The sequence below is a fragment of the Halobacteriovorax sp. RT-2-3 genome (assembly GCF_047085075.1).
Taxonomy (GTDB): domain Bacteria; phylum Bdellovibrionota; class Bacteriovoracia; order Bacteriovoracales; family Bacteriovoracaceae; genus Halobacteriovorax_A.
The window spans coordinates 281,225-303,355 of the sequence record NZ_JBKIYF010000001.1 but is presented as its reverse complement, the minus strand read 5'-3'; the positions used below and the strand labels follow the sequence as shown (position 1 = coordinate 303,355).

The 22,131-nt window shown below is 37.4% G+C and carries 17 protein-coding genes and 1 tRNA gene; 9 read left to right on the top strand and 9 right to left on the bottom strand.

From position 1 onward, the window contains the following. Positions 1-9 precede the first annotated feature (9 nt). A complete protein-coding gene (locus ACMAYX_RS01390; protein WP_412470618.1) occupies positions 10-1,371 on the bottom strand; it encodes a S8 family serine peptidase in 1,362 nt (453 codons plus the stop codon). Positions 1,372-1,524: 153 nt separating this feature from the next. Between ACMAYX_RS01390 and ACMAYX_RS01385 the strand changes: the two genes are divergently transcribed. The 3 genes from ACMAYX_RS01385 to ACMAYX_RS01375 all read left to right on the top strand — a co-directional run bounded on the left by ACMAYX_RS01385 (position 1,525) and on the right by ACMAYX_RS01375 (position 3,990). Beyond that, the gene (locus ACMAYX_RS01385; RefSeq protein WP_412469532.1) at positions 1,525-2,496 is read left to right on the top strand and encodes a 2-hydroxyacid dehydrogenase; all 972 of its coding nucleotides are present in this window, start codon (positions 1,525-1,527) and stop codon (positions 2,494-2,496) included. A gap of 86 nt (positions 2,497-2,582) precedes the next feature. Then, entirely contained in the window at positions 2,583-3,263 is a 681-nt protein-coding gene (locus tag ACMAYX_RS01380) for a response regulator transcription factor (RefSeq protein WP_158246814.1), read from the top strand. A gap of 109 nt (positions 3,264-3,372) precedes the next feature. Then, positions 3,373-3,990 (top strand): response regulator, encoded by a 618-nt coding sequence (locus tag ACMAYX_RS01375; protein ID WP_412471417.1) that lies wholly within the window; start codon positions 3,373-3,375, stop codon positions 3,988-3,990. Here the strand turns inward: ACMAYX_RS01375 and ACMAYX_RS01370 are convergent. The 6 genes from ACMAYX_RS01370 to tilS all read right to left on the bottom strand — a co-directional run bounded on the left by ACMAYX_RS01370 (position 3,977) and on the right by tilS (position 11,079). After that, on the bottom strand, positions 3,977-5,377 hold the full coding sequence (locus ACMAYX_RS01370) for a S8 family peptidase (RefSeq protein ID WP_412470617.1): 1,401 nt from the start codon (positions 5,375-5,377) through the stop codon (positions 3,977-3,979). The genes ACMAYX_RS01375 and ACMAYX_RS01370 overlap by 14 nt on opposite strands. Before the next feature lie 241 nt (positions 5,378-5,618). Then, complete coding sequence (locus tag ACMAYX_RS01365) at positions 5,619-6,011, bottom strand: glyoxalase/bleomycin resistance/dioxygenase family protein (protein WP_021267033.1); 393 nt, start codon at positions 6,009-6,011, stop codon at positions 5,619-5,621. A 3-nt stretch (positions 6,012-6,014) separates the two neighbouring features. Then, positions 6,015-6,953, bottom strand: coding sequence for a trypsin-like serine peptidase (locus ACMAYX_RS01360; RefSeq protein WP_103217198.1), 939 nt, complete (start codon positions 6,951-6,953; stop codon positions 6,015-6,017). A gap of 61 nt (positions 6,954-7,014) precedes the next feature. After that, positions 7,015-7,860 (bottom strand): dihydropteroate synthase, encoded by an 846-nt coding sequence (locus ACMAYX_RS01355; protein WP_412462584.1) that lies wholly within the window; start codon positions 7,858-7,860, stop codon positions 7,015-7,017. A 6-nt stretch (positions 7,861-7,866) separates the two neighbouring features. Next, positions 7,867-9,777, bottom strand: a complete 1,911-nt coding sequence (gene ftsH, locus ACMAYX_RS01350) for an ATP-dependent zinc metalloprotease FtsH (protein WP_103217196.1) — start codon at positions 9,775-9,777, stop codon at positions 7,867-7,869. 144 nt (positions 9,778-9,921) lie between these two features. After that, entirely contained in the window at positions 9,922-11,079 is a 1,158-nt protein-coding gene (gene tilS / locus ACMAYX_RS01345; RefSeq protein WP_412471416.1) for a tRNA lysidine(34) synthetase TilS, read from the bottom strand. 91 nt (positions 11,080-11,170) lie between these two features. Here tilS and ACMAYX_RS01340 point away from each other — a divergent pair. From ACMAYX_RS01340 to ACMAYX_RS01330, 3 genes are all read left to right on the top strand, one after another. Continuing rightward, a tRNA-Met gene (locus ACMAYX_RS01340) sits at positions 11,171-11,247 on the top strand. 230 nt (positions 11,248-11,477) lie between these two features. Continuing rightward, positions 11,478-12,668, top strand: a complete 1,191-nt coding sequence (locus ACMAYX_RS01335; protein WP_412462583.1) for a hypothetical protein — start codon at positions 11,478-11,480, stop codon at positions 12,666-12,668. After that, the gene (locus tag ACMAYX_RS01330; protein WP_103217193.1) at positions 12,655-15,513 is read left to right on the top strand and encodes a hypothetical protein; all 2,859 of its coding nucleotides are present in this window, start codon (positions 12,655-12,657) and stop codon (positions 15,511-15,513) included. Before ACMAYX_RS01335 ends, ACMAYX_RS01330 begins: the two co-directional genes overlap by 14 nt. A 40-nt stretch (positions 15,514-15,553) precedes the next feature. Here the strand turns inward: ACMAYX_RS01330 and ACMAYX_RS01325 are convergent, their stop codons facing one another. After that, a complete protein-coding gene (locus ACMAYX_RS01325; protein WP_103217192.1) occupies positions 15,554-16,069 on the bottom strand; it encodes a TetR/AcrR family transcriptional regulator in 516 nt (171 codons plus the stop codon). A gap of 129 nt (positions 16,070-16,198) precedes the next feature. Here ACMAYX_RS01325 and ACMAYX_RS01320 point away from each other — a divergent pair, with 129 nt between their 5' ends. Together ACMAYX_RS01320 and ACMAYX_RS01315 are read left to right on the top strand one after the other, a co-directional pair. Further along, positions 16,199-17,821 (top strand): YiiX/YebB-like N1pC/P60 family cysteine hydrolase, encoded by a 1,623-nt coding sequence (locus ACMAYX_RS01320; RefSeq protein ID WP_412471415.1) that lies wholly within the window; start codon positions 16,199-16,201, stop codon positions 17,819-17,821. Positions 17,822-17,879: 58 nt separating this feature from the next. Further along, positions 17,880-18,635, top strand: a complete 756-nt coding sequence (locus ACMAYX_RS01315; protein ID WP_412470611.1) for a DUF3050 domain-containing protein — start codon at positions 17,880-17,882, stop codon at positions 18,633-18,635. Here ACMAYX_RS01315 and ACMAYX_RS01310 read toward each other — a convergent pair. Next, positions 18,618-19,574 carry an FAD-dependent oxidoreductase gene (locus ACMAYX_RS01310; RefSeq protein WP_412469524.1) on the bottom strand — a complete coding sequence of 319 codons (957 nt, stop codon included), beginning with the start codon at positions 19,572-19,574 and terminating at the stop codon, positions 18,618-18,620. The genes ACMAYX_RS01315 and ACMAYX_RS01310 overlap by 18 nt on opposite strands. A 121-nt stretch (positions 19,575-19,695) precedes the next feature. Between ACMAYX_RS01310 and ACMAYX_RS01305 the strand changes: the two genes are divergently transcribed. Further along, entirely contained in the window at positions 19,696-22,062 is a 2,367-nt protein-coding gene (locus ACMAYX_RS01305) for a Tex family protein (RefSeq protein WP_412471414.1), read from the top strand. Positions 22,063-22,131 lie beyond the last annotated feature (69 nt).

Here is a 22,131-nt window from a genome sequence, read left to right as displayed (position 1 = left end):
TTTTATTAATTACTTTGACATAACAAAGTTAGATGGAAGTGGAAGAATTGAGCCTTCAATATAAATAGGCTTCTTTACACCTTTTTCAAGACGAGGTGACTCCATATCTAAAACTTCATTTTTCGCTGATGCAATTGCATTATCAACTGAAACTGTTAGAGATAAAACAGCAGCACGATGTGCACGCTCAGAGTTCACAACACCTGATGTTTTTACTTTTCCAGCAAGGAAGCCTTTTACATCAACTGTTTCAAGAATAATTCTCTTTACTTGTAGCGGCGTCAGTTCAGGATTGATATCAAATACCTTACCTGCAACACCAGCAACATATGGAGCTGCTTGAGATGTTCCTGATACTTTAATGTATTTATTTCCTGGAGCACTAGAAAGAATTCCTACACCAGGAGCAGCAACATCAACCATCTTCGCACCGTAGTTAGAAAATGGAGCTAGTTGATCGTAGTCAATTGTTGCAGCTACAGAGATTTCATTATCACCTTGAATATTTGTTGGTGAAGTTGGGAAAACATCATTATCAAGGCCATCATTACCTGCTGCAAAAACGAATAATGTATTTGGAGCTGCCTGAAGCATTGATTGAGAGTTTTTAACAAGAGCACTTAGAAAGTACTTTGCATACATATCAACTGTTTCTGGATTTGGTTCTTTCTTTGAAAAAGTCTTCATTACAGTTTCAACAATCATCTTTGCTTGTGGGTAACCTGTACCAAAAGAGCCATTCGCAACACGTGCTCCGTGGTCTGCGATATAGTAAGCAATTTCGTTAAATGTTGAAGTCTGTGCTTTTGCAAGTTGATCAATTCCTGCCTTAATTAGTTTTTCAACAAATCCACCTAAGAATGAATTAACAGCAATTTTTTGACCAGGAAGCTTAACCTCTGTTGGAATAAGCTTAACTGCAAGAATTTTAGCATCATCAGATTTTTCAGCAGAGATACCAGCGACGTGTGTTCCGTGCATAAAGTTTCCATACACAGTCATTCTCTTAATGAAGTCTTCGTCTTTTACAATCGTTCTTATCCAAGTAACCTCTTCTTCAGTAATTGTTCCTCTCATTGACTTCTCTTGAAGCTCAAAGAACTTAACCATGTCATCATTTAAAGTACCAAGGTACTTATAGTCGATAACTTGATTATTACTTTCTGCAAAGTTCCAACCGTAGACATCATCTTGATAACCATTACGGTCCTCATCTCGATCGTTACCAGGAATTTCTAGTTCATTAATCCATGCTTTTGGAGCAATCTGCTCATGCATCATATCTGTACCAGAATCAATAATTGCGATTGTTGCAGCACTTGTCGCACTTGATAAAAGTGCTACTGCTAATATATTTGCTAATATTTTCAAAATTTCCTCCAATGAAATATATTTTGATTAAATTTAAGCTCTATTATCTATTTTAAAATGTAGATTGCATATGTAAAATGAAGATAGCTTACAACGTCTTACATAGAACAAATACTATATAGTATAAAGAACTCAAATACAGCAGAGGAAGTCATGCGTCATTTAACGATATTTGCGACAGATGTCATCAAAGGTCCCCTATTCCAAGATTTAAAAGAACAAGGCCATACAGTTAAAATTTGGGATCGTTTAAAACATGGAACAATCACTCAAGATGACATAGTCGAAAATGCAAAGGAATGTGATGTTATTATCTCAATGCTGAGCAATAAATTTGATGCACAAACTTTAGAAAAACTTCCAAAACTTAAACTCATCTCTCAATATGCAGTTGGTTTTAATAATATAGATATTGATTACTGTAGAAAAAATAATATTGCTGTCACAAACACGCCGAATGTTCTCACAAAGGCCACGGCAGAGCTTGCGATGGCACTGATGCTTTGTAGTGCACGAAAAATTGAAGCAGCAAGACAAAATGTAATTAATAAAGAATGGCAAACATGGGAGCCAGCAGGCTTTATTGGAAAATCTTTATTTGATTTAAAACATGGAATTATTGGAGCAGGAAGAATTGGGACTCAATTTGCAAAAATGTGTAAGGGCGCATTTAACCAAAAGATTCTCTACACTGGCCCAAGCAAGAAAGATCAAATTGAAAATGAGTGCAATGCAACTTATGTTGATCTTCAAACACTTTTAAAAGAAAGTGATATCATCTCTATTCATTGTCCATATACTCAGTCAACACATGAGCTTTTAAGTCACGATGCCTTTAAATTAATGAAGAAAGATTTAATTCTAATTAATACGGCAAGAGGTGAAATTATAAATGAAAATGCAATGTATGACTTCTTTAAAAATAATGAAGAAGCACAGGCAGGACTTGACGTTGTTTGTAACGAGCCACTAAGTAGTAACTCCCCTTTGAGAGAACTATCCAATATCTTCATTCTTCCACATATTGGTTCAGCAAATGATGTTGCACGTTCTGATATGGCCAAGCTCATTTTTGATAATATTCAAAGCTTTGCAAATAACGAAGATTTAAAAACAAGTGTTTAAGAATTTTATATAAGGTTTACCTAAATTAAGCTGAAGATTTTTTGATATATTTATACATTATATTCATGAATATAAAGGAGTTATTCATGAAAAAAATATTAATAATCGATGACGATCAAGAAATCAGAGACCTGCTTAGGGCGCTACTAGAAAGTAATTATAATATCGTTGAAGCAAGTAATCAGGATGAGGCCATTGCGACGGCCTGGCAAGAAAAGCCAGACCTAATCCTCTTAGATATACTATTACAAAATGAATCTGGATTTGAAATTTGCTCGCAATTAAAAATGAATGATGAACTTAAAGATACACCAATTGTTTTCATTTCTTCAAAGAATAATGTGAATACAAGAGTAACTGGTTATCAACTTGGTGGCATAAACTTTATCAGTAAACCATTTGAGCCTTCAGAAGTTAAAAGCATTATTAGCACAACTCTTAAGTCTGTTAACAATGAGAATGCACTTGAAGTGATTAATTACCGCGACATTGCTCTTAATATCCCATCTCAAGAAGTTAAAATACGTGGAGAAAGAATTCATTTTACATCTTCAGAGTTCAAAATAATTCATCTACTTCTAAAAAATGAGCAAAACGTTTTGGCGAGAGAGAAAATTCTCAATCATATCGCTCCTGATAATCATAAGGTTAACGATCGCATGATTGATACTTATATAAGTTCAATTAGAAAGAAGATCAAAAATTCTAACTTTATCATCAGAAGTGTTTACGGTGAAGGTTACAAAATTCAAGAGGTATCACTGTAGGTCTTAATAGGCCTACAGACTGTTTAAATAACGTCTTACTTAATCTAAATTAAGCTAAATTTAGACGACTTATCCCTATGGTAGCACTTAAGTCAATTATACTGTTCCTATGAAAAAGCATATCATGGTTATTGACGACTGCTACGAAACTGCCAAGCTCCTTGCCACTAGCCTCGAGAACACATTTAACTCACATGTTCGTTTTCACACTAATCCATTTAAGGCCATTGAAGATATACAAACAATTAAGCTTAATCGCGGAGAGAAGCTTTATATTATTTGCGACTATATGATGCCACAGATGGATGGAATTGAATTGTACGATGAGATCTCATTACTCGATAAAGAAATGAGTTTTATCTTAGTAACAAATGAAAATGACAGCCAAGTAATAGAAGAGGCCGCACGCAAAGGTATCGATCTCTTTGTACTCAAACAACAAGGCTTTGATGTCGTGATTAACCAGATTAATAAAATGATCAATGATGAAAATAGACTCGGTCGAGATATTATAGAGGTATTTGAAATAAGTGATGTTGTTCAAGGTTATCGTGTCGTTGAAAAAGATCATAAACACTTAAAGCTTTTAACAAAGGAAGAGATTCCAAGGAATGCCATTATTAAATTAGATGGTCACTCTTCGAGAGCTCAAATTTATAAAGTTGATAGTTGTAAAATAGTCGACAATAATATTGAAGTCGAATGCAGTCCCGTTAAGGCCTCATAAGTTTAATACGATGAGCTACGACAATTGCAATAATCAAAAGAAGTCCAGCTAGCATATTTCCACCGCTGCCACTATTATTAACATCTTCAATCGTTCCGCAGGCTCCTCCACCACTTTTGCCACTACTATAGCTATCGTTTAAAGCAGCTGTTCCACCTACTAGAACGGGATCGTTATAACGGAAACTTGCATTAGGAGTTGTCGAAAATGCTAGAGATACTGCCTCGTATGCATCAACAGCACCTTTTGCACAAGAGCTGCGATCGCAATAATAATCAACAGCTGTTTTTGTGATGATATCTCTAACCTGATCTGGATATAAAGAAGGATTTGCTTGAAAGATCATTGCGGCAGTTGCTGAAATAAGGCCAGCGGCCATTGAAGTTCCATTCATTCTTGAAAAGACAGCAGTTCCTTGCGTTGATTGTCCACTATTAACAGTCGATAAAATACTATCCCCTGGAGCAGCAATATCGACAATACGGCCATAATTTGAATAGGAAGAGCGAGCACGTGTTGTTGCAACGGCACCTACTCTTAAAACTCCACGGCAATTTGATGGAGTATAGAAAGAAGCGTCTGCGTTTGAATTTCCAGTTGCAACCACAACAACAACACCTTTAGAGCGCGCAAAATCAATTGATTCTTGCATGTAACGACTACAACTACCACGTGCACCTAAAGACATATTTACAACACGGGCAGGATAAGGATTGGCCGGGGCTCCGGAAACACTACCGCCAGCTGCCCATCTCAGAGCATCAGCAATATCTGAAGTAAGACCACCGCATGCACCTAAAACACGAAGTGGCACTAAATTAACGTTTTTGGCGGCCCCAACGACACCATAACTATTATTAGAACTTGCACCAATAATTCCTGCTACGTGTGTACCGTGCCACGTTGAGGCATTTGTACCAGAATTACATGCAGTAGTAGCAGAGCCATAATCCCCTTCATCATTTGGATTTGCATCACGGCCATCGCCATCTCTTGAATTATCAGAGTCGGATATAAAATCATATCCACCTACAACATTTGTATTCAGATCAAAATGGTCTGTTATCCCCGTATCAATAACTGCTACATTAACTCTCGTATCTGTTTCAGAAGTTGCATACTCTCGTGCATGATAGAAAGTATTGTCGAGGTAATTTGTGAAATGCCACTGACTAGGATAGTAAGTGTCGTTGTACTCACCACCATTAGCAAAGAGCCTTAAATCTTCTTCCACGTATTCAACGTCGTCACTTAAAGCGAATGAAGAAAATTGTGAGCTTGGATTAATTTTTGATTTTTCGACACTTCCATCTTTGTATTTAATGATAAAATCGGCCGAAATATTGGCCGCACTGAAGGCGGCCAAAGCAAGTACTAAAAGTCGCATACTCAATCCTTGAGTTCTTTGATCTTATATATCTTATATAAAGAAAGGCCTGTGGCATCCTGCCTGAGGCAACTACTATATACTAAGCACAAACCGTGCCAATTGTTCATCTTACGATATCAGCTACATCCCAGCATTTACCTGTCAAAATGACACACGCTAGGGCCAAATTGCGAAGAAAAAGGTGTCAGAATTGTGACTTAAATAAAATTTAAATTAGCTTAAAAAAATTAGGCTTGATTTAATTGGACTCAATTAAGGTAACTTTCCAACGACGATTGTCTGGATCAGTTATAAAGAAGAATTGCACACCTTCATGCACAAGTATTTCAGGTATCTTTTCATTAGAGAGAATATTAAGGTTTTCACCAGAGCTTTCTAGTCGATAGTTTACAAACTCAACCTTCTTTTGTAGCTCAATTAACTCATCGTAATTATCAACAACAAAATCAAAAACGATATTATTACCAACTTGGGCAAGTTTAGGACGTTCAACCACGAGAAATCGTAACTCATCGTTAAAGACAACAACTGAGTCAGACGCTCCTTCAACTTCAAGATCAAAAACTTCACTTAAAAAAGTGGAAGTTAAATGAGCATTTGAGCTAAATAAAACGATGTGACCTAATTTCATCTCTTAATTATTACGGGCCTTTTCGATATCGTCAATAATGGCATTGATTTTTAATACGTATTCCCCATCACAACCATCTTCTTGGCAGTGAACAACGCGGTTACATTTAGCTTTAGTATCCCACTCAAAATCATCATGGCCACGAATAAGAAGGCCAACCATCTTATTACTTTCTTTTGAAAATACTGGCCCACCGCTATTGCCACCAAAAGCGTCTAGATTAGTGATATAAAATAAAGGATCAATATCTCTGACAAAACCATTATAAGAATACTTTGATAAGAAACCGTTTGGATGACCAATCATATAGACTTCATCTGAAACTTCTAGTTTAGTTTCTTCTACTTCCACAGGCTTTCTACCACCCTCAACTGTACGATCTAACTCAATTAGTGCGTAATCAAATGTCTTATCGCGACTTTGGTTATAAGCAAGAATCTTCTTGCAGTTATATACCTGAGATTTCACAAAGTATTGAGTTGCATTACTACTTCCAAGATCCTCACGTGCATCAAAGATAAAGCTTTTACGATCACAAGCGATTTGAACATTTTGAATGCAATGTGCGGCCGTTAGAACCTGCTTTGGCCCAACAAGAACAGCACTACACTTTCCATACGCTTTCTGGTCAAGAAACTTCTCTTCCCCCTCACAAAGACGTGCATTCTTTGTGAAATCAGAACCGGTTATAGAAAATAGCCTACCGCTAATTACTTCGTTTAAACTCCAACGATTAACAACAATAGCACTCGAGTGAGCATTTATCTTTGCAACAGGAGAATGCATTAACGTTCCTGCATTGACATCAACGATATCAAGATCACCATAAATGGCCTTATCAATATTATCAATTAAATCTGAAATACTTGGCGTAAGATATGCAAAAGCATTGAATGAAATAAAAAGTGAAGTAATAGAAAATAATACTTTTAATTTGTTCATTTTGGCCCTTTATAAAATAATGTTCATATATATAGGCCAAAAAGCTGATAAACACGAGTATTTACGTAATTTTTGTAATTTTTCCAACCTCGTGAACACGGAAAATAAGATCATCTACCTCGTTGAAATCACGTGCAAACTGGCCAAGATACATCCAGTGCGGACCTTCACTCGCGGCCAGTAAGGCCTGTTTATCATCTCGAATCTCTGGGCGCTCTAAGCTAATAAGATGACGCAAGAAAGACTTCTTAGAAATACCAATGAGCCAACGCTTAGATATTGTTTGAATCTCATGTAACTCATCTAATAGATTTAGATTTTGATCTGTGGTTTTTGAAAAGCCAAAACAAGGATCTAAAATGATTCGTTCAGAAGCTATGCCTGAGCTTTGAAGCTTATCCATTGCCTGCTTGAAAAAAGTCTTTAGAGAGTTAGCATTGAGCTTAGGATCCAAGTAATTCATATGCTCAAGAGTCTTATCGCGGCCAGGAACGAGAGTGTGACAAAGGACGTACTCAATCGTTGGATAATCATTTAAAAGCTTTATACATTTATCGTCGATAACACCAGAAACATCATTCCAGATAATACGTTCAAACTCTTTAGCGTACTTGTCTAAGAACAGCCTCATTGTTTCAGGCTTATAGGTATCAATTGAAATCGTTTTAAATTCATTTAGATACTTAAGGTGCTGGAACAAATACGAATCAAGCCTGGCCCATTCTTCTTGTAAGGAGACAGGATCATTAAAAGGAGCGCTACTTTCAGCACCAATATCGATACCGTAATTGGCGTTTTTAAACTTTTCTAATTGTTTGATTTGATAGTCTTGATCGAGATTTAAGTGGCCATCAGAGAATGAATTAGGGGTAGTGTTAACTACCCCTAAAAAAGATATTTTTGTCATTTTAGATTATGCTAATTTTGGATCGTCAATTGGTTTAGAAATTGTCGACTCACCTGCTGCTTTTTGAGAAGGTGCTTGTTGGTTATTAACCTCTTCAACTAAAGGAACACCAATATCTTCACCATCGATTAAAGACTGAATTTGTTTTGAATCAAGAGTTTCCCAAACAATTAGTCCTTCAGCAATTCTATCAAGCGCATCACGGTGATCAGTTAAAATCTTTTTAGCAACTTTATAGTTCTCATCTAAGAAACGTGTGATTTCTGTATCGATTTCACGTGCTGTCTCTTCAGAGTACCCTACACCTTCACTTGGTGCAGTTGAACCAAATGGAGAATTACCTGGTTGATGGAAGTTACGAGGTCCCATTTTAGAACTCATCCCCCATGAACAAACCATACTAGAAGCAAGTTGAGTTGCTCTTTCGATATCATTTGAAGCACCATTTGAGATTTCGTTAAAAACGATTTCTTCAGCAACACGTCCACCCATTAGGAAAGCAATGAAGTTTTCAGCTTTCTCAAGTGTTAAGTTGTGCATGTCTTCGTTTGGTAGAGTTTGCGTCACACCTAAAGCTCCTCCACGAGGCATAATAGAAACCTTATGGATAGGATCAGTCTTTGGAAGATTCATACCAACAAGAGTGTGTCCTGCTTCGTGGTACGCAGTTACTTTCTTTTCTAGATCAGAAAGTACCATCGACTTTCTTTCAGGGCCCATTAGAACCTTATCTTTTGCTTGTTCGAAATCGATCATTTGAAGAACCTTCTTACCGTAACGAGCAGCAAATAAAGCAGCTTCGTTAACAAGGTTTGCAAGGTCTGCACCTGTGAATCCAGGAGTCCCCTTTGCAATTACTTCAAGATCAACAGCTGTATCAAGTGGAGTTTTCTTTGTATGAACCTTTAGGATTCCAAGACGTCCGCGAACATCTGGAGGTCCAACAGTTACACGTCTATCAAAACGACCAGGTCTAAGAAGGGCCTTATCAAGTACGTCAATTCTGTTTGTTGCCGCAATAAGAATAACACCTTCATTTGATTCAAAACCATCCATTTCAACAAGAAGTTGGTTTAGTGTTTGTTCACGCTCATCGTGTCCACCACCCATACCGTGTCCACGGTGGCGTCCAACAGCATCGATCTCATCAATGAAGATAATACAAGGAGCATTCTTCTTACCTTGTTCAAATAGGTCACGTACACGAGATGCACCAACACCGACAAACATTTCAACGAAGTCTGAACCTGAAATAGAAAAGAATGGAACACCTGCTTCACCAGCAACAGCTCTTGCAAGAAGAGTTTTACCTGTACCAGGAGGACCTACAAGGATTACACCTTTAGGGATCTTACCACCAAGATTAGTGTATTTCTTTGGATCCTTAAGAAAGTCTACAACCTCTTCTAGTTCTTCTTTTGCTTCTTCTACACCTGATACATCAGAAAATGTAACTTTCTTATCGTGTGGAGAAAGCATACGTGCTTTAGACTTTCCAAAACTCATTGCCTTGCCACCACCTGATTGAAGTTGGCGAAGGAAGAAAATAACAATGAGGAATAGGAAAATCATCGGTCCCCAGTGCAGCAAGAAAGTTGTGATAACGTTTTGTTTCTCTTCCGCTTCGTACTCTGGATAGATTCCGTGAGTTTCTAAAATTTTAAAAGTTTCGGCACCTGTCGTTCCTGTCGCTTCAAACCAAGCTCCATTCTCATAGCCGTCCTTAAACTTTCCTAAGATCTTGTCCTTACCCTTTAGAACAACTTTATCAACATGTTTGCCTTTAATTGCACTAACAAAGTCCGGGTATGTCACAGGCTTGTATGCCTGGCGGCTTTCAGAAGAAATTTTAGCGATGGCCGCAAACATAAGGATTAAGATAATCCATAGGAGGAGTGTTTTGTTTTGTCCTTTCATTAAAATCCTTTTTAATTAATTTTCAAATTAACTATTAATCAAATATTCACTAACTAATTACAATTCTTAATAAAATATAAAGCTATATTGTAACCTTATAGTTATTAAAATGGTATCATTTTAGTGAGTGTCAAGCCTAGTAATTTAAAGCCAAACTAAAACTTTACCGCTTTTACGCCATGAATAATGAACTGGAAGACTAATTTCAGAAAAGAACTTGTTTAGGTTCCCATCCCTATCAGCTATCGGACAAATCTTAAGCGAATGCTTAGTATTAGTGTTATTTGATAGAAATGGAACGCCTTCAGGAATCTGCGAATGATTAATGCTAAAATTAATCTTATGACCTTTCTTGACCACGGCCAAATGATTTTTAAAATTAAATACTCGTAGCCCTCCGCTAAAGCTTAATGGCCCAATACTCGAAGACTTTACAAGAGAGCGTAGCTTATTAAACTGTGAATGAGTTCGCCCTTTTGATGAATGAGATTGTGAAAGAATCGCCTGCTCAATGCCCTCACTAATTTCACCATGATATGAAATCACGATCCCCCACTGACGCTGAATAACCTTGAAGTCTTGTGCACGACTAAGCTCTTTTTTAATCATTTTCAGCTTATTCATGCGATTACAATAGTGTTTAAGGTGTCCAGGAAAGCGTGGAGCAATCTGATTTGCAACAAGACTTCTTATAAAGTTGCGTTCGTAGCGTAAGTCTTTATTAGAGGCATCTTCAAGCCACTCTAGCTTGGCCAATTTAGCATACATGAGAATCTGTTTCTTAGAGAATGCAAAAAGTGGCCTATAAATATTGCCATTACGATACGGCATACCTAAATCAATCTGCTTTGCCGAAGATTTAAACTGCTGCATAAGTGACCATTCAAAGCAGTCATCAAGATGATGACCAGTAAGAAGTAACTCTCCCGCTGCTAGATTCGACAATAATAGTTGATACCTTTTTTGGCGTGCAATAGATTCGAAATTCCTTGTCTTTAAAGATAAGTGTTGAACCTTATATGTCTTAAATTCGAGGCCATGTCTGTTAGCAAAACTTGATATCAGCTCAACTTCGTCTTCAATCTCTTTTCTTGTGCCATGATCAATATGTAGAAGTCTAAGTTTCTTGGCCCCTGCTTGAACCAGTAGATGCGCCAAAACCATAGAATCAACGCCACCACTACATGCAACGGCCATAGGTCGAGATAGATCAAGGCCCATATCAACGTTGAATTTCTTAAAATGAGAAATCATCTTAGCTTCAAGCGAATGTGATTTTTTTTGTTTAGGTTTTAGATTCATCGCCATTATTTTCACAAAATTTAACTTTTTGATAAATTATAATATTGACATACGAGGCGCAAGTCATTAATATCCTAATCAATCGAAATGTGCGAATGTAGCTCAGTTGGTTAGAGCGACGGATTCATATCCCGTAGGTCGGCAGTTCAAATCTGCCCTTTCGCACCATTCTCTTCTTATCTAATTCCAATAAATTACAAATTACTTCTTAGACATAGCAAATCAGTGTTTGTTCATTTATTATACAGTGTTCAGCTCGTTAACACTAACTTCCTAAACTAAATTTCAATACTTACACCACATTTCAGCAGTTTAAACTTTTTACACCCGTGAACTTGTTTCATTACACATGGCATCATTCATGCATCTATTCTAGTATCAAAACAAATAGGAATGACATGATTAAAGCGAAAAACGTAACTAAACATTTAATTTTACTGGCCTTACTAAGCCAGGCACAAGCTTTCGCACAGAACGAATCGGCAAAAATCTTTACAGAAGGGCTTAGCTCTACTCTAAAGACAGCAGGATTCAAAAATGTAGGGCTAGAGCTTGGGGCGGATTATGGTGCTCTTGATTCAAGAACTGATAAGGGAAGTGTTTATCAGACAAAGATGAACCTAGAGCTTGAAGCAGAGGTTGTTGAAAATATCGACTTTAACTTCAGTGGTGGTTTTAGCTATCAATCAGGTAACTCTTCTTCACAAGAAGCAGAAAGAGTTAAAACTTACAAGCCAAAGTTCACTTATGACTATGGTTATTTTGATTTTAGGCCACTTAGTTTTGTAAAGATCAGTGCAGGTGCTCTTGATAACTCAACTAAGCGTCAGTATATCTCTCCATTCATTAACGGTGGAACATCGTTTATTGGTGCAAGAGAAGTGATTGCAACTAAGGTTGGAAACTTCTACCTTCGCCTTCAAGCAACACAAGCTAAGCCACAAAATGCAATTTTAAGAGAAACTTTTAATATTGATGATTCAGGTGATCCACAATTCTTCTCTGAGTCAGCAGACATTAGCTACCTTACAAAAGCTTTACGCATTGGTGGTGCTGTAGGTAGTTACCGCTACAAGAAACTTTCAGGTGATCTTGCTAACAAAGACTACTACTGGGGGAACTCTGTAAGCATCGGTACACCAATTGATCAAAGTCTATACCTTTATGACTTTACAGGAATCTTTGCTAATGCAGGAATTGAAATTGCTTTAGGAGATAACTCTCTTAAGCTTTCAGGCTCATATATTAAAAACACTGAATCAGTAGTTCCAGATGATAAGAACACTGGTTACTCATACAGAGCAGATTTCAAAACAAATATGGGTGACAAGAAAATTACTCTTTCTGCCCTAGCATTTGAAAACCAAGCAGATACTGCTCCAGCTTTCTACCGTGGTGGAATCTTTTCAAATGACTACAAAGGATATGCCGTAGGATTTGAATTAGAAACACAAAAAGGATTTAGCACAGAATTTAATTATATTAATCGCACTGTACTCGGAAACCTTGATTCAGCGTACTTAATTGATGGTTACAGTGACGAACAAGTTTATACAATCTCCCTAAGGAAAGAATATGACATTTTGTAAGAACATGAAGAACATCACTCTCCTAAGCATCTCAATGCTTGCACTAACAACGCTTGTTAGTTGTGGAAGTGACACTTCCAACGACGAAAGACAGCAACTTGCAAGACAGCTTAAGGCTTCTGCAAATGAAAGTGCTCTTGTGTCTGTTTCACGCTTCACAGTAGAAGGAGTAACAGAAGATAAGGCATCGATGAAGTCAAGAATCGCTTACGGTAAGACATTTCATGTAAAAGCATGTCTAAGTTCAAAACTTGGAAAGAGCTTACAGTACCAAACTTTCTACGTATCTGGTGAAAACTTTCAAACTGTAGAAAGAACTGCTGATGACAATAGCTGTATCTTTTGGGATGAGCCAATTACTATGGACTACTCTCTTCCAAACACTTACCTTCCAATGGGTGAAAGAGTAGTAACTCTTGCAACAAGTGCTAATATTTCATACGACCTAAAACTGTCGATGAATCAGTATACAAATAGCATTATTCACAGAAATAACTATGTGATGAAAACTTCTCTTAACAAGAACCGTCTAAGTGCAGACGAGATCATCAATGTTAAGAACGTAAAAATCACTCCTAAAGGTTTTGGTCAAGTTGATCCAAGAAATGATAATTTAATTATTGATCAAAAAGTTGTTGTAAATGGATGTTTAAACCTTAAGGCAAATGGTAGCTCACTATCAAACGAATTTGTTAAAGCAAGACTAATCAACCTTGAAAAACAAGAAAACGGTGAAGAGCATGCAGTAACTGAAATGTATGACATTACTGACGGTCAATTAGATGAGTCAGGTTGTGGTGAAATCAAGTTCTACCTTGAGCACGAAAGATACACAAACACTCGTCGTATTCCATTTAACCTAGAAATTGAAGTTCAAAATGAAACACTTCAAAATGCAAAAGTAACACGTGGACTATGTCTTTACCCATGGTCAAATAACGGTTGGATTTTTGCTGAAGTTTCAAGAACTGGAAAGTGTGAAAAAGATAATAACAACCAAAGAGCAAGACTATTTGTTGATGAAGTTAACTATAGCTTCCTTGGACACGATAATAATAATGGTTTCCACCTTAACAAGAACCTTGATCTAGTAATTGAGAAGTCATTCATTGTTAAGATGTACCCAAAAGTTAACTACGGTAACTACGTACACCACATGAACCCAATTGAGCCTTTCTACCAAGGAAAGCTTAAGCTAGAAGTATACTTCCTAGCGCCACTACAGGGTGATATTGATTTAACAAATGAGAACAAGCACAAGTTTAAACTTATCTCAGTTGCTTCACGTGAAGTAGAAGTAGAAAACAACTTACTAAAGGCAAGAATTGATATGCCAATCAAGTTTGTGGACATGCCATATATCCACACGAGAACTTATGCGGCAATTAAACTTTCACCGATCTTAAGAGAGGGAGATGATCCAAGAAATGCACCTCGTCCAGCTTGGGCAGCAGGCACATTCCACGCATCATCAAAGTCTTTTCACTCAATCCTTCACACTCAACTTCAAGTGACGGATAAGTTTGAAGAGCAAGATTTCACAAATACAAAAATTGATAAGAAAATGAATGAAATGGTACAACTTGAGAACTACCTAGAAAAACTATCAAACGATGTAAAAGGTGTGACAAAGAAAGATATCATTGCAGCTAAACTAGCTCCTCGTTACAACAAAAGTTCTGAGGCGATCTTCTCTGACGAACTTAAGAAGCACGAGCTTTTTGATGAGACAATTAAAGTTGATCACACTGGACTGAACAAAAAACTTATTGAAGAAAATAAGCTTACGACGACTGAAATCTCTAAGCTATACGAAGACCAATACGACTCAGCAACACTTGCAAAGCTATGTGGGACATTCTTTAGCCAAGAAAAAACAGGTCTAATCTGGAAATCTTACTCAGACTACAATATGAAAAAGTGTATTGAGTCTCCATGGGAATTCATGATGATTACACCAGTAAGTCACGTACAAGAGATTCTTTCAAAACCAAGAGTTAGCCACTCGAATACTATTAGAATCTCTAAATCAACTGGTAGCGGAACTTACTTTACTGAAAACAGAAGAGTTGGATTCTCTCACGGATATAAAACAGGTGTTGGTGCAAAACTTGACTTCAAACTTCCATTTGGAGAAAAGTTACCAGTAAGCGGTGGAGTTGGTGTATCTGCAGGATACGACTGGTCAACGGCATGGTCACTAGATCGTTCAAATGGTGATAACAATAGAAGTGACAGCGGACAATCAATTGATCTATACGCTGAAGCAATTACACTAAACTTTGAAGCAAGAACACACCAGTGTTTTATGATCGAAGGAACATCAAAGTTTAAAGCAGAATGGATCTCTGATAAGTATCCATCAAATCACGGACTTGGTGGTAGATTAGTTTACAACACTGTTAACAATCCGATTCGTTACAAAGTATGTAAACCAAGTGCAGGAAAAGAAAGACTAGAAGAAACATGGTACTTTACAGGTGAAGGTTTCCAATTCAACTCAATCTTAAGAGATAGACTTGGAATGACTGAAAACCAATACACAATGATGTTTAGAGGAAGAAAGACACTTTATAAGTTTACTGACTTCCTAGCAAAAGCTTCAAGCTCGATGTTTAACATCAAAGAAAGAAAGACTCAGTCACCAGATGTTTATATGCTAGATGTGTACAAGAGTTATAAAGAAGCATTTGATAGCAACCACGACTTAATCGATGACCAAGCAATTCCAGGTACGGTTGAGAAGTATGACCCAATTAAAAATGGCGGAGATCACAACTTCTCAGAAGACAAGTGTGAACTTCCACCAGATCAGTACAATCACGCATCAATTGATTTTTGCTAGAAATAAAAAAGGCCTCTAAAGAGGCCTTTTTCTATTTTAATTACTTTGCTTCAAAGCTGTCATATTTGGAAAAGATATAATCAAGAGTATCATCATCCACATCGCGGTAAAGACATACCCCTAATTCCATAAGATAAATTTTTAAGTGCTCACGAGGATCAACGTTAGGGTATTTCTTCTTTAGAAGTTCAAATAACTCGGCCTCGGCTTCCACAATAATATCAGACAACTCATTACCAGCACCCTTATTGATCATATAAAGTGCTAACAGATATGGCATTTGAATGATTTGCTTTCTAACTATTTTAATACGCTCACGAATTCCAACAGAGTTTTCCTGAGATAGGTTAAAGATACGAGCAATCATATACTTAACCGCTTCCTTAAGGATTACATCCTTTTCCTTACCTAAATAATAATAGATGAGTGAGCGAGTAACATCTGCCTCTTTGGCCACCTCGGCGATTTTCCAGTTAAGGTGTCCCTTAGCAACTTCTAATTTGGTTACTGCATTTAAAATTCGATAATGTACTTCTTCACTTTTATTGCTTGTCATAAATAAATCTCTCTATACCCGATAATAATACTTAAGTTTTAAAAGGTAAAATCCGATAAAAATTTATTGAGTCATGTTCAATTTTGATTATTTAGCTATTTATATTTTTCAGAATTGTGGGGGAAAACAATGAAAAATCAGAAACTTACAGGGATCGCCGGAGCGATTATCGTCTCTACCTTGCTAGTATCTTGTAATCAGAAGTCTTATCGAATGCCAAGTTCATTAAAGAGCTCAAAGTTTGAATCCCTCATGCACGAGATGCACGAACAGGTATCCAAGGGCGTAAAATCTCCTGCAGAATGTGCGACAAAGACTGAACATTACTACAATCGCCTCTTTTCCATTAAATCAACAGATATCGATTTTTCTGAATTCTCGCAGTATCAAATGCAAGATTTCGTGAATGCATCCTTTAATATTCGCCTTGATCTCAAGGAGAAATTAAAAGATCTCAATAGTACTAAGGAACTTGATCAAGATGAAAAGCAATGTCTTAAGGGTGTAAAAGATATTTTTAGGGCCCTACGCTATCTTGAGGACTACTTTATCGAGTCCTACTATGCCTCAAGGCCTAAGGGAAAAGTACCGCGCCAATTTAGCACATTAAATTTTGATGGCGACTCTCCTATTCACTTTATGGTTAATCCTGAATATAGTTTTTCAGGCCCGAGAGATCTCAAATCAGGAGATATTATTCTATCACGCGGGAATGCCTACTCAAGTGCCGCTATTGCTCGAATCGGCGATGATGATCATCAATTTTCACACTTAACATTAGTATATAAAGACAAGAAGACAGGCGAGCTTTTCACGTCAGAGGCCCATATCGAAGTGGGTAATGTTGTTGCTCCCTTTCAAGTACACCTTGATCAGGCAAATTCTAGAACTGTTGTCTTTCGTCACAAAGACGCTAAATTAGCGCATTTAGCGGCCAAAGAGATGCATGAGCGTTTCTCTAAATTTACTAAGAAACACGATAAAAATATCCCATACGACTTTGCCATGGACTATAACGATGACTCGCAAATCTTTTGCTCTGAAGTTATTTATCATGGTTACAAAGTTGCCAGTGAAAAGCTTTCTGGAACAGCTATGGATATCCCAGAGTTTAAAACGAGCTTTAACCCGGCCCTACTTTCATTTCTACAAGACTTTGGTCTCCAAGTGACAAGTGAAAATATCGCAAAGTTTAAAACATTCGGCCCTGGCGAAATTCAATTTGATTCACGCTTTGATCTCGTTGCCGAATGGAGAACCCCAGATAAACTTAAGGATACACGTTACAAAGATGCGATTCTTTCAAAGATTTTTGAATGGATGGAAAAGGAAAGATATGAATTTGATCCTAGCTTTGGAACAAAACTAGGTAATGATTTTGCTTGGCTTGCACGTCGTTCAGTTATCAGTCGCGGTATTATTAAATTTGTAGCAGGTGTAAACTTAGAAGAGAAATTTCCACTCAATCTAGGTTCAAAACAGATTGATCTCTTTGTTGTTCTAGACCAAGTTGGTGAGAAGCTCTACGAAAGGATTGCAAAGGCGGAGAAAGAAGCAGGAGGAATCCTCTCTTTTAATGAAATGTTTCAAGAACTTGAGAGTTACCGAAAAGAAGACTTAGATAAGTACATAAAATATATTGAAGACAAGAAGTATAATCAAAAGCTTCAAATGCAAGGTGGTCGACGCAATGGCCCAAGAAGACGCCGCTCATTAAGTAGGCCTGATTTCCACCACTTATTTCACAACTAAAGCTAAAGGGTTAATTCGCACTTTAAGAGTTAAGTAAATTACGCTATATTGGCCGCATATGAAAACGGTCAATATAGCAATTCAAAACGCCCACAACGAGCTATGCGCTCACCCACTTTATTCAAATATCAACGATATTGATGATGTGAAAATTCTTATGAAGTGGCACATCTTTGCAGTATGGGATTTCATGTCTCTATTAAAAGGCCTTCAACGTGAAGTGACATGTGTGTCAACGCCATGGATGCCTTCAAAGTATGACAAAGAGTGCGTTCGTTTCATTAACGAGATTGTTTTAGGTGAAGAAAGTGATGAAGATCTAAACGGTGGCCATATTGATCACTTCACAATGTACTTAAATGCGATGAAGGAAGTTGGTGCTGATACAACGCCAATTGAAAACTTCTTTAGTGATTTCTCATTTGATGAGCTCCCTCAAGAGATCGCAAAATTTACGGCATTTAACCTAAACCTTGTCACTAACGCCCATCCAAGTGCCGTTGCTTCAGCATTCTTTTATGGAAGAGAAAACCTGATCCCTGATCTGTTTCAACCATTTGTGAATGTTTTAGAAGAAAAGAATATTGATGCTCCATATTTTAAACACTACCTTGTTCGTCATATTGAACTTGATGGTGACGAGCATGGTGACCTTGCGGGAAAACTTCTTTCACAGCTTTGTGACACTGCTGAAAAAGAAGAACAAGCAACGCAAGTAGCTCTTGATTCACTTAAACTTAGAGCACAGATGTGGGATTATGTTCTAGAAGAAATTAGAGCAAACCGTTCAGAAAACTTAGAGCCTATCCACTAATTCTTTTGCTAGAGAAACTCCAGCGCTCCAACCGTTCTTATATAGAGCGTTTAGAGCGTAGACACCTTCGCAAACTTCACCACAAAAAGGTGTGCGTCTCTTACCTTTATGACGAATTCCTGTGTGAATCATTGGTTTTTCAAGATTTTTAAATTCAGGAAATAAGCCTTGAAAGATTTCTAGTTTCTCATACACTTCTTTAGGAGAATGAAGATGAGAAAGCCCCTCAATTGAATTTGCACCAAATAGTAGAAGATTATCCTGAGCACGATAAATAAGATTAAAGTGACCACGAGAAATCACAAAGGATTCTTCGTTTAAATCGATATCCCAAGTAAAGTAAGTGCCTTTAACAGGCTTGCCCTCTGGTAAACTCTTATCTTTAAAGATTAATGACGTGTAGGCACTTGTTGCTAAAATAATTTTTTGAGCATTGAAGCTTCCAATATTAGTCTTGAGCTCGCCTTTATTAACGCCACTAACTCTTGCCCTAATTTGTTCGACATCAGTTTTAAAGAAATTAAGGAATTCATCAGGATTGATAACATATGCATCTTTAGCAACAGTCTGCTGATTCTTAAACTCAATAAAGTCTGCACCATAACGGGCCTCAAATTGCTTAAACTTTAGAGGATCCTCTTTAATATTTGGAGGAAGATAGAATTGTTTGCAGCTATAAACTCCAGATGGCCTATTTATTTCAACGAAGTCTTTTAAGAATTCATGAGCATGAAAGAGAATATTTCCAAGCTTCGAAATCCCTTCTTCAAATAATCCAAATGATACAACGCTTGTCGTGCGTCTCGAACAAGCTGGAAACGCCTCGTCATCATATACTTGAGCGATTCGTGCCGTTGGATATTTTTTTGTTAAGAAATATAAAATGGCGCGGCCAGCAATGCCATCACCAACTACTAAATAATCGAATTCATTTGTCATAATAACTTCTTACATCAATATTTTTAAGTTAACCAGTCGAATTTACTCAAGTTTTCCATTGTCATTCCAAATTCAATAACTATACAATTTTAATTCAAATTTAGTTAATGGAGTATGAATTATGTCAGAGACGACAGAAAAAGCAGCAAAAAACCCAATGGATATCATCGATCAAAATGCCGTCCTATTTTGTGTAGACAACACAGATATCACAGCGAAACAAATCATGGCCGTACTTGCCATGTTACTTGTTGAAGACTGTACTGTCCCATTCATCACACGTTACCGTAAAGATAAAACAGGTGGTTTAGATGAAGAACAAATCCGTCTAATCCAAGAAAAATACGACGAATATATTGAGCGTGAAAAACGCCGTGCTTTCATCCTTGAGGCCATCACAAAACAAGAGATGATGACACCTGAGATTGAAAAGAAGATTAAAGCAGCGACAAATATCAACCAACTTGAAGATATCTACGCGCCATTTAAGTCAAAGAGAAAAACAAAAGCACAAATTGCTAAAGAAGCTGGGCTTGAGCCATTTGCAATCCTAATGAAGACTTCGAAGCTTCCTATGCCAGAGCTTGCAAAAGAGGCCTTAAAATTCATTAATAAAGATAAGAAAGTTGCAACTTTTGAAGATGTATTAAAAGGAGCATGCGATATCATCATTGAAGAAATCGCACACGATACAGAGCTGAAAGAGACTCTTCGAAATGATTACTGGGCACAGGCATTGATTAAGTCATCACCAAGAAAAGGTTATGAGGAAATCAAAGACTGGCAAAAATACAAAGACTATTTTGAGTATGAACAAAAAGTAGCGGATCTTCGTGATCCAAAAGCGGCCCACAGATTCCTAGCAATCCGTCGTGCACAAACAGAAAAAATTCTAAAAGTAGAAATCGTATTTGATGAAGAATACGCAAATAATATGATTCTTTCAAAACACTTTGCTGACACTGGTGTTACAAGCTACAAAGCACTAGTTGACTGTGCTTCAAAGGCCTACAAAAACTATATTCACTCTTCACTTGATTTAGAAATCAAGGGTGAGCTTAAGAAGCTTTCAGATGAATCTGCAATTGACGTTTTTGGTGTAAACCTTAAAAACCTACTTCTTCAACCATACCTAGGACCTAAGACGGTTCTTGCACTTGACCCAGGTGTTGTAACGGGATGTAAGACAGTTGTTGTCGATAACACAGGTAAGTTTGTTGTTGATACTGTTGTTTACCCTCACCCACCAAGAAATCAGGTTCGTGAGTCAGCAACAATTCTTAATGCAATGATTGAACAGTTCAATGTTGAGTATATCGCTATTGGAAACGGAACTTTTGGACGTGAGACTCTTCAATTTGTTGAAGATAACGTCACAGCAGTTAAAGATGGAAAAGTTAAAGCAACAATGATCTCAGAAGATGGTGCTTCAATTTATTCCGCATCTGCAATTGCAAAGAAAGAATTCCCTGATAAAGATGCAACAGTAAGAGGTGCAATTTCAATCGGACGTCGTTTCCAAGATCCACTTGCTGAACTTGTAAAGATAGACCCAAAATCAATCGGTGTTGGCCAGTATCAGCACGATGTAAACCAAATCAGACTTAAGAAGTCACTAGATGGTGTCGTAGAAAGCTGTGTAAACTTTGTTGGTGTTGATATTAACACTGCTTCAGCTCCTCTACTTTCTTTTATCTCTGGTATTGGACCGACTGTTGCGGGCAATATTGTTAAGCACAGAGATAAGAACGGTCTATTCTCAGATAGAAGTGAAATCTTAAAAGTTTCACGTTTTACAGATAAGGTATTCCAACAGGCCGCAGGATTCCTACGTGTCTACAATGGTGCAAACCCGCTAGATGCAACATTCATCCACCCAGAAAACTATGAAATGCTAGAGAACTGGGCACAATCGAAAGGCTTCACACTTGAGCAGTTAACAACAGATAATGCTGTTGCAAACCAACTTAAATCAGATAAGGACCTAATTGCAAAGCTTGGCGAGTTCACAGTTAATGATATCTACAAATCACTAACAGCTCCTTCTCAAGATCCACGTACAGAATTCAAGACGACGGAATTTAGAAAAGATGCACGTGAAATTAAAGATATTAAAATTGGTGAGCGATACCCAGGTATCGTAAAAAACATCACTCAATTTGGTGCCTTCGTTGATATCGGTATCAAAGAAAACGGCCTTGTCCACGTTTCACAAATGGCAGACCACTTTGTTGATAATGCTCTTGACGTTCTTAAAGTTGGACAAGAGGTTTCAGCAGTTGTTCTTGATGTTGATATGGATAGAAAGCGTATTGCCCTATCTCTTAAATCAGATGGTGCAGAAGAAGCAAAAACTTATGAGCGCCCTTCAGGTGGACCTCGCCAGAGTAAACCACGCGGTGGTGGAAAGCCTAAGATGCCAAAGCAAAACGATGCACCTTTAAAGAATAATGCATTTGCGGCGCTTGCAGGATTTAAAGTAAAGTAGGTGCGCCATTGTCTGCTCATAGGCCAGACTATTGGAGGCAACTATAATTGTATCTGAAGCAATAAAAAA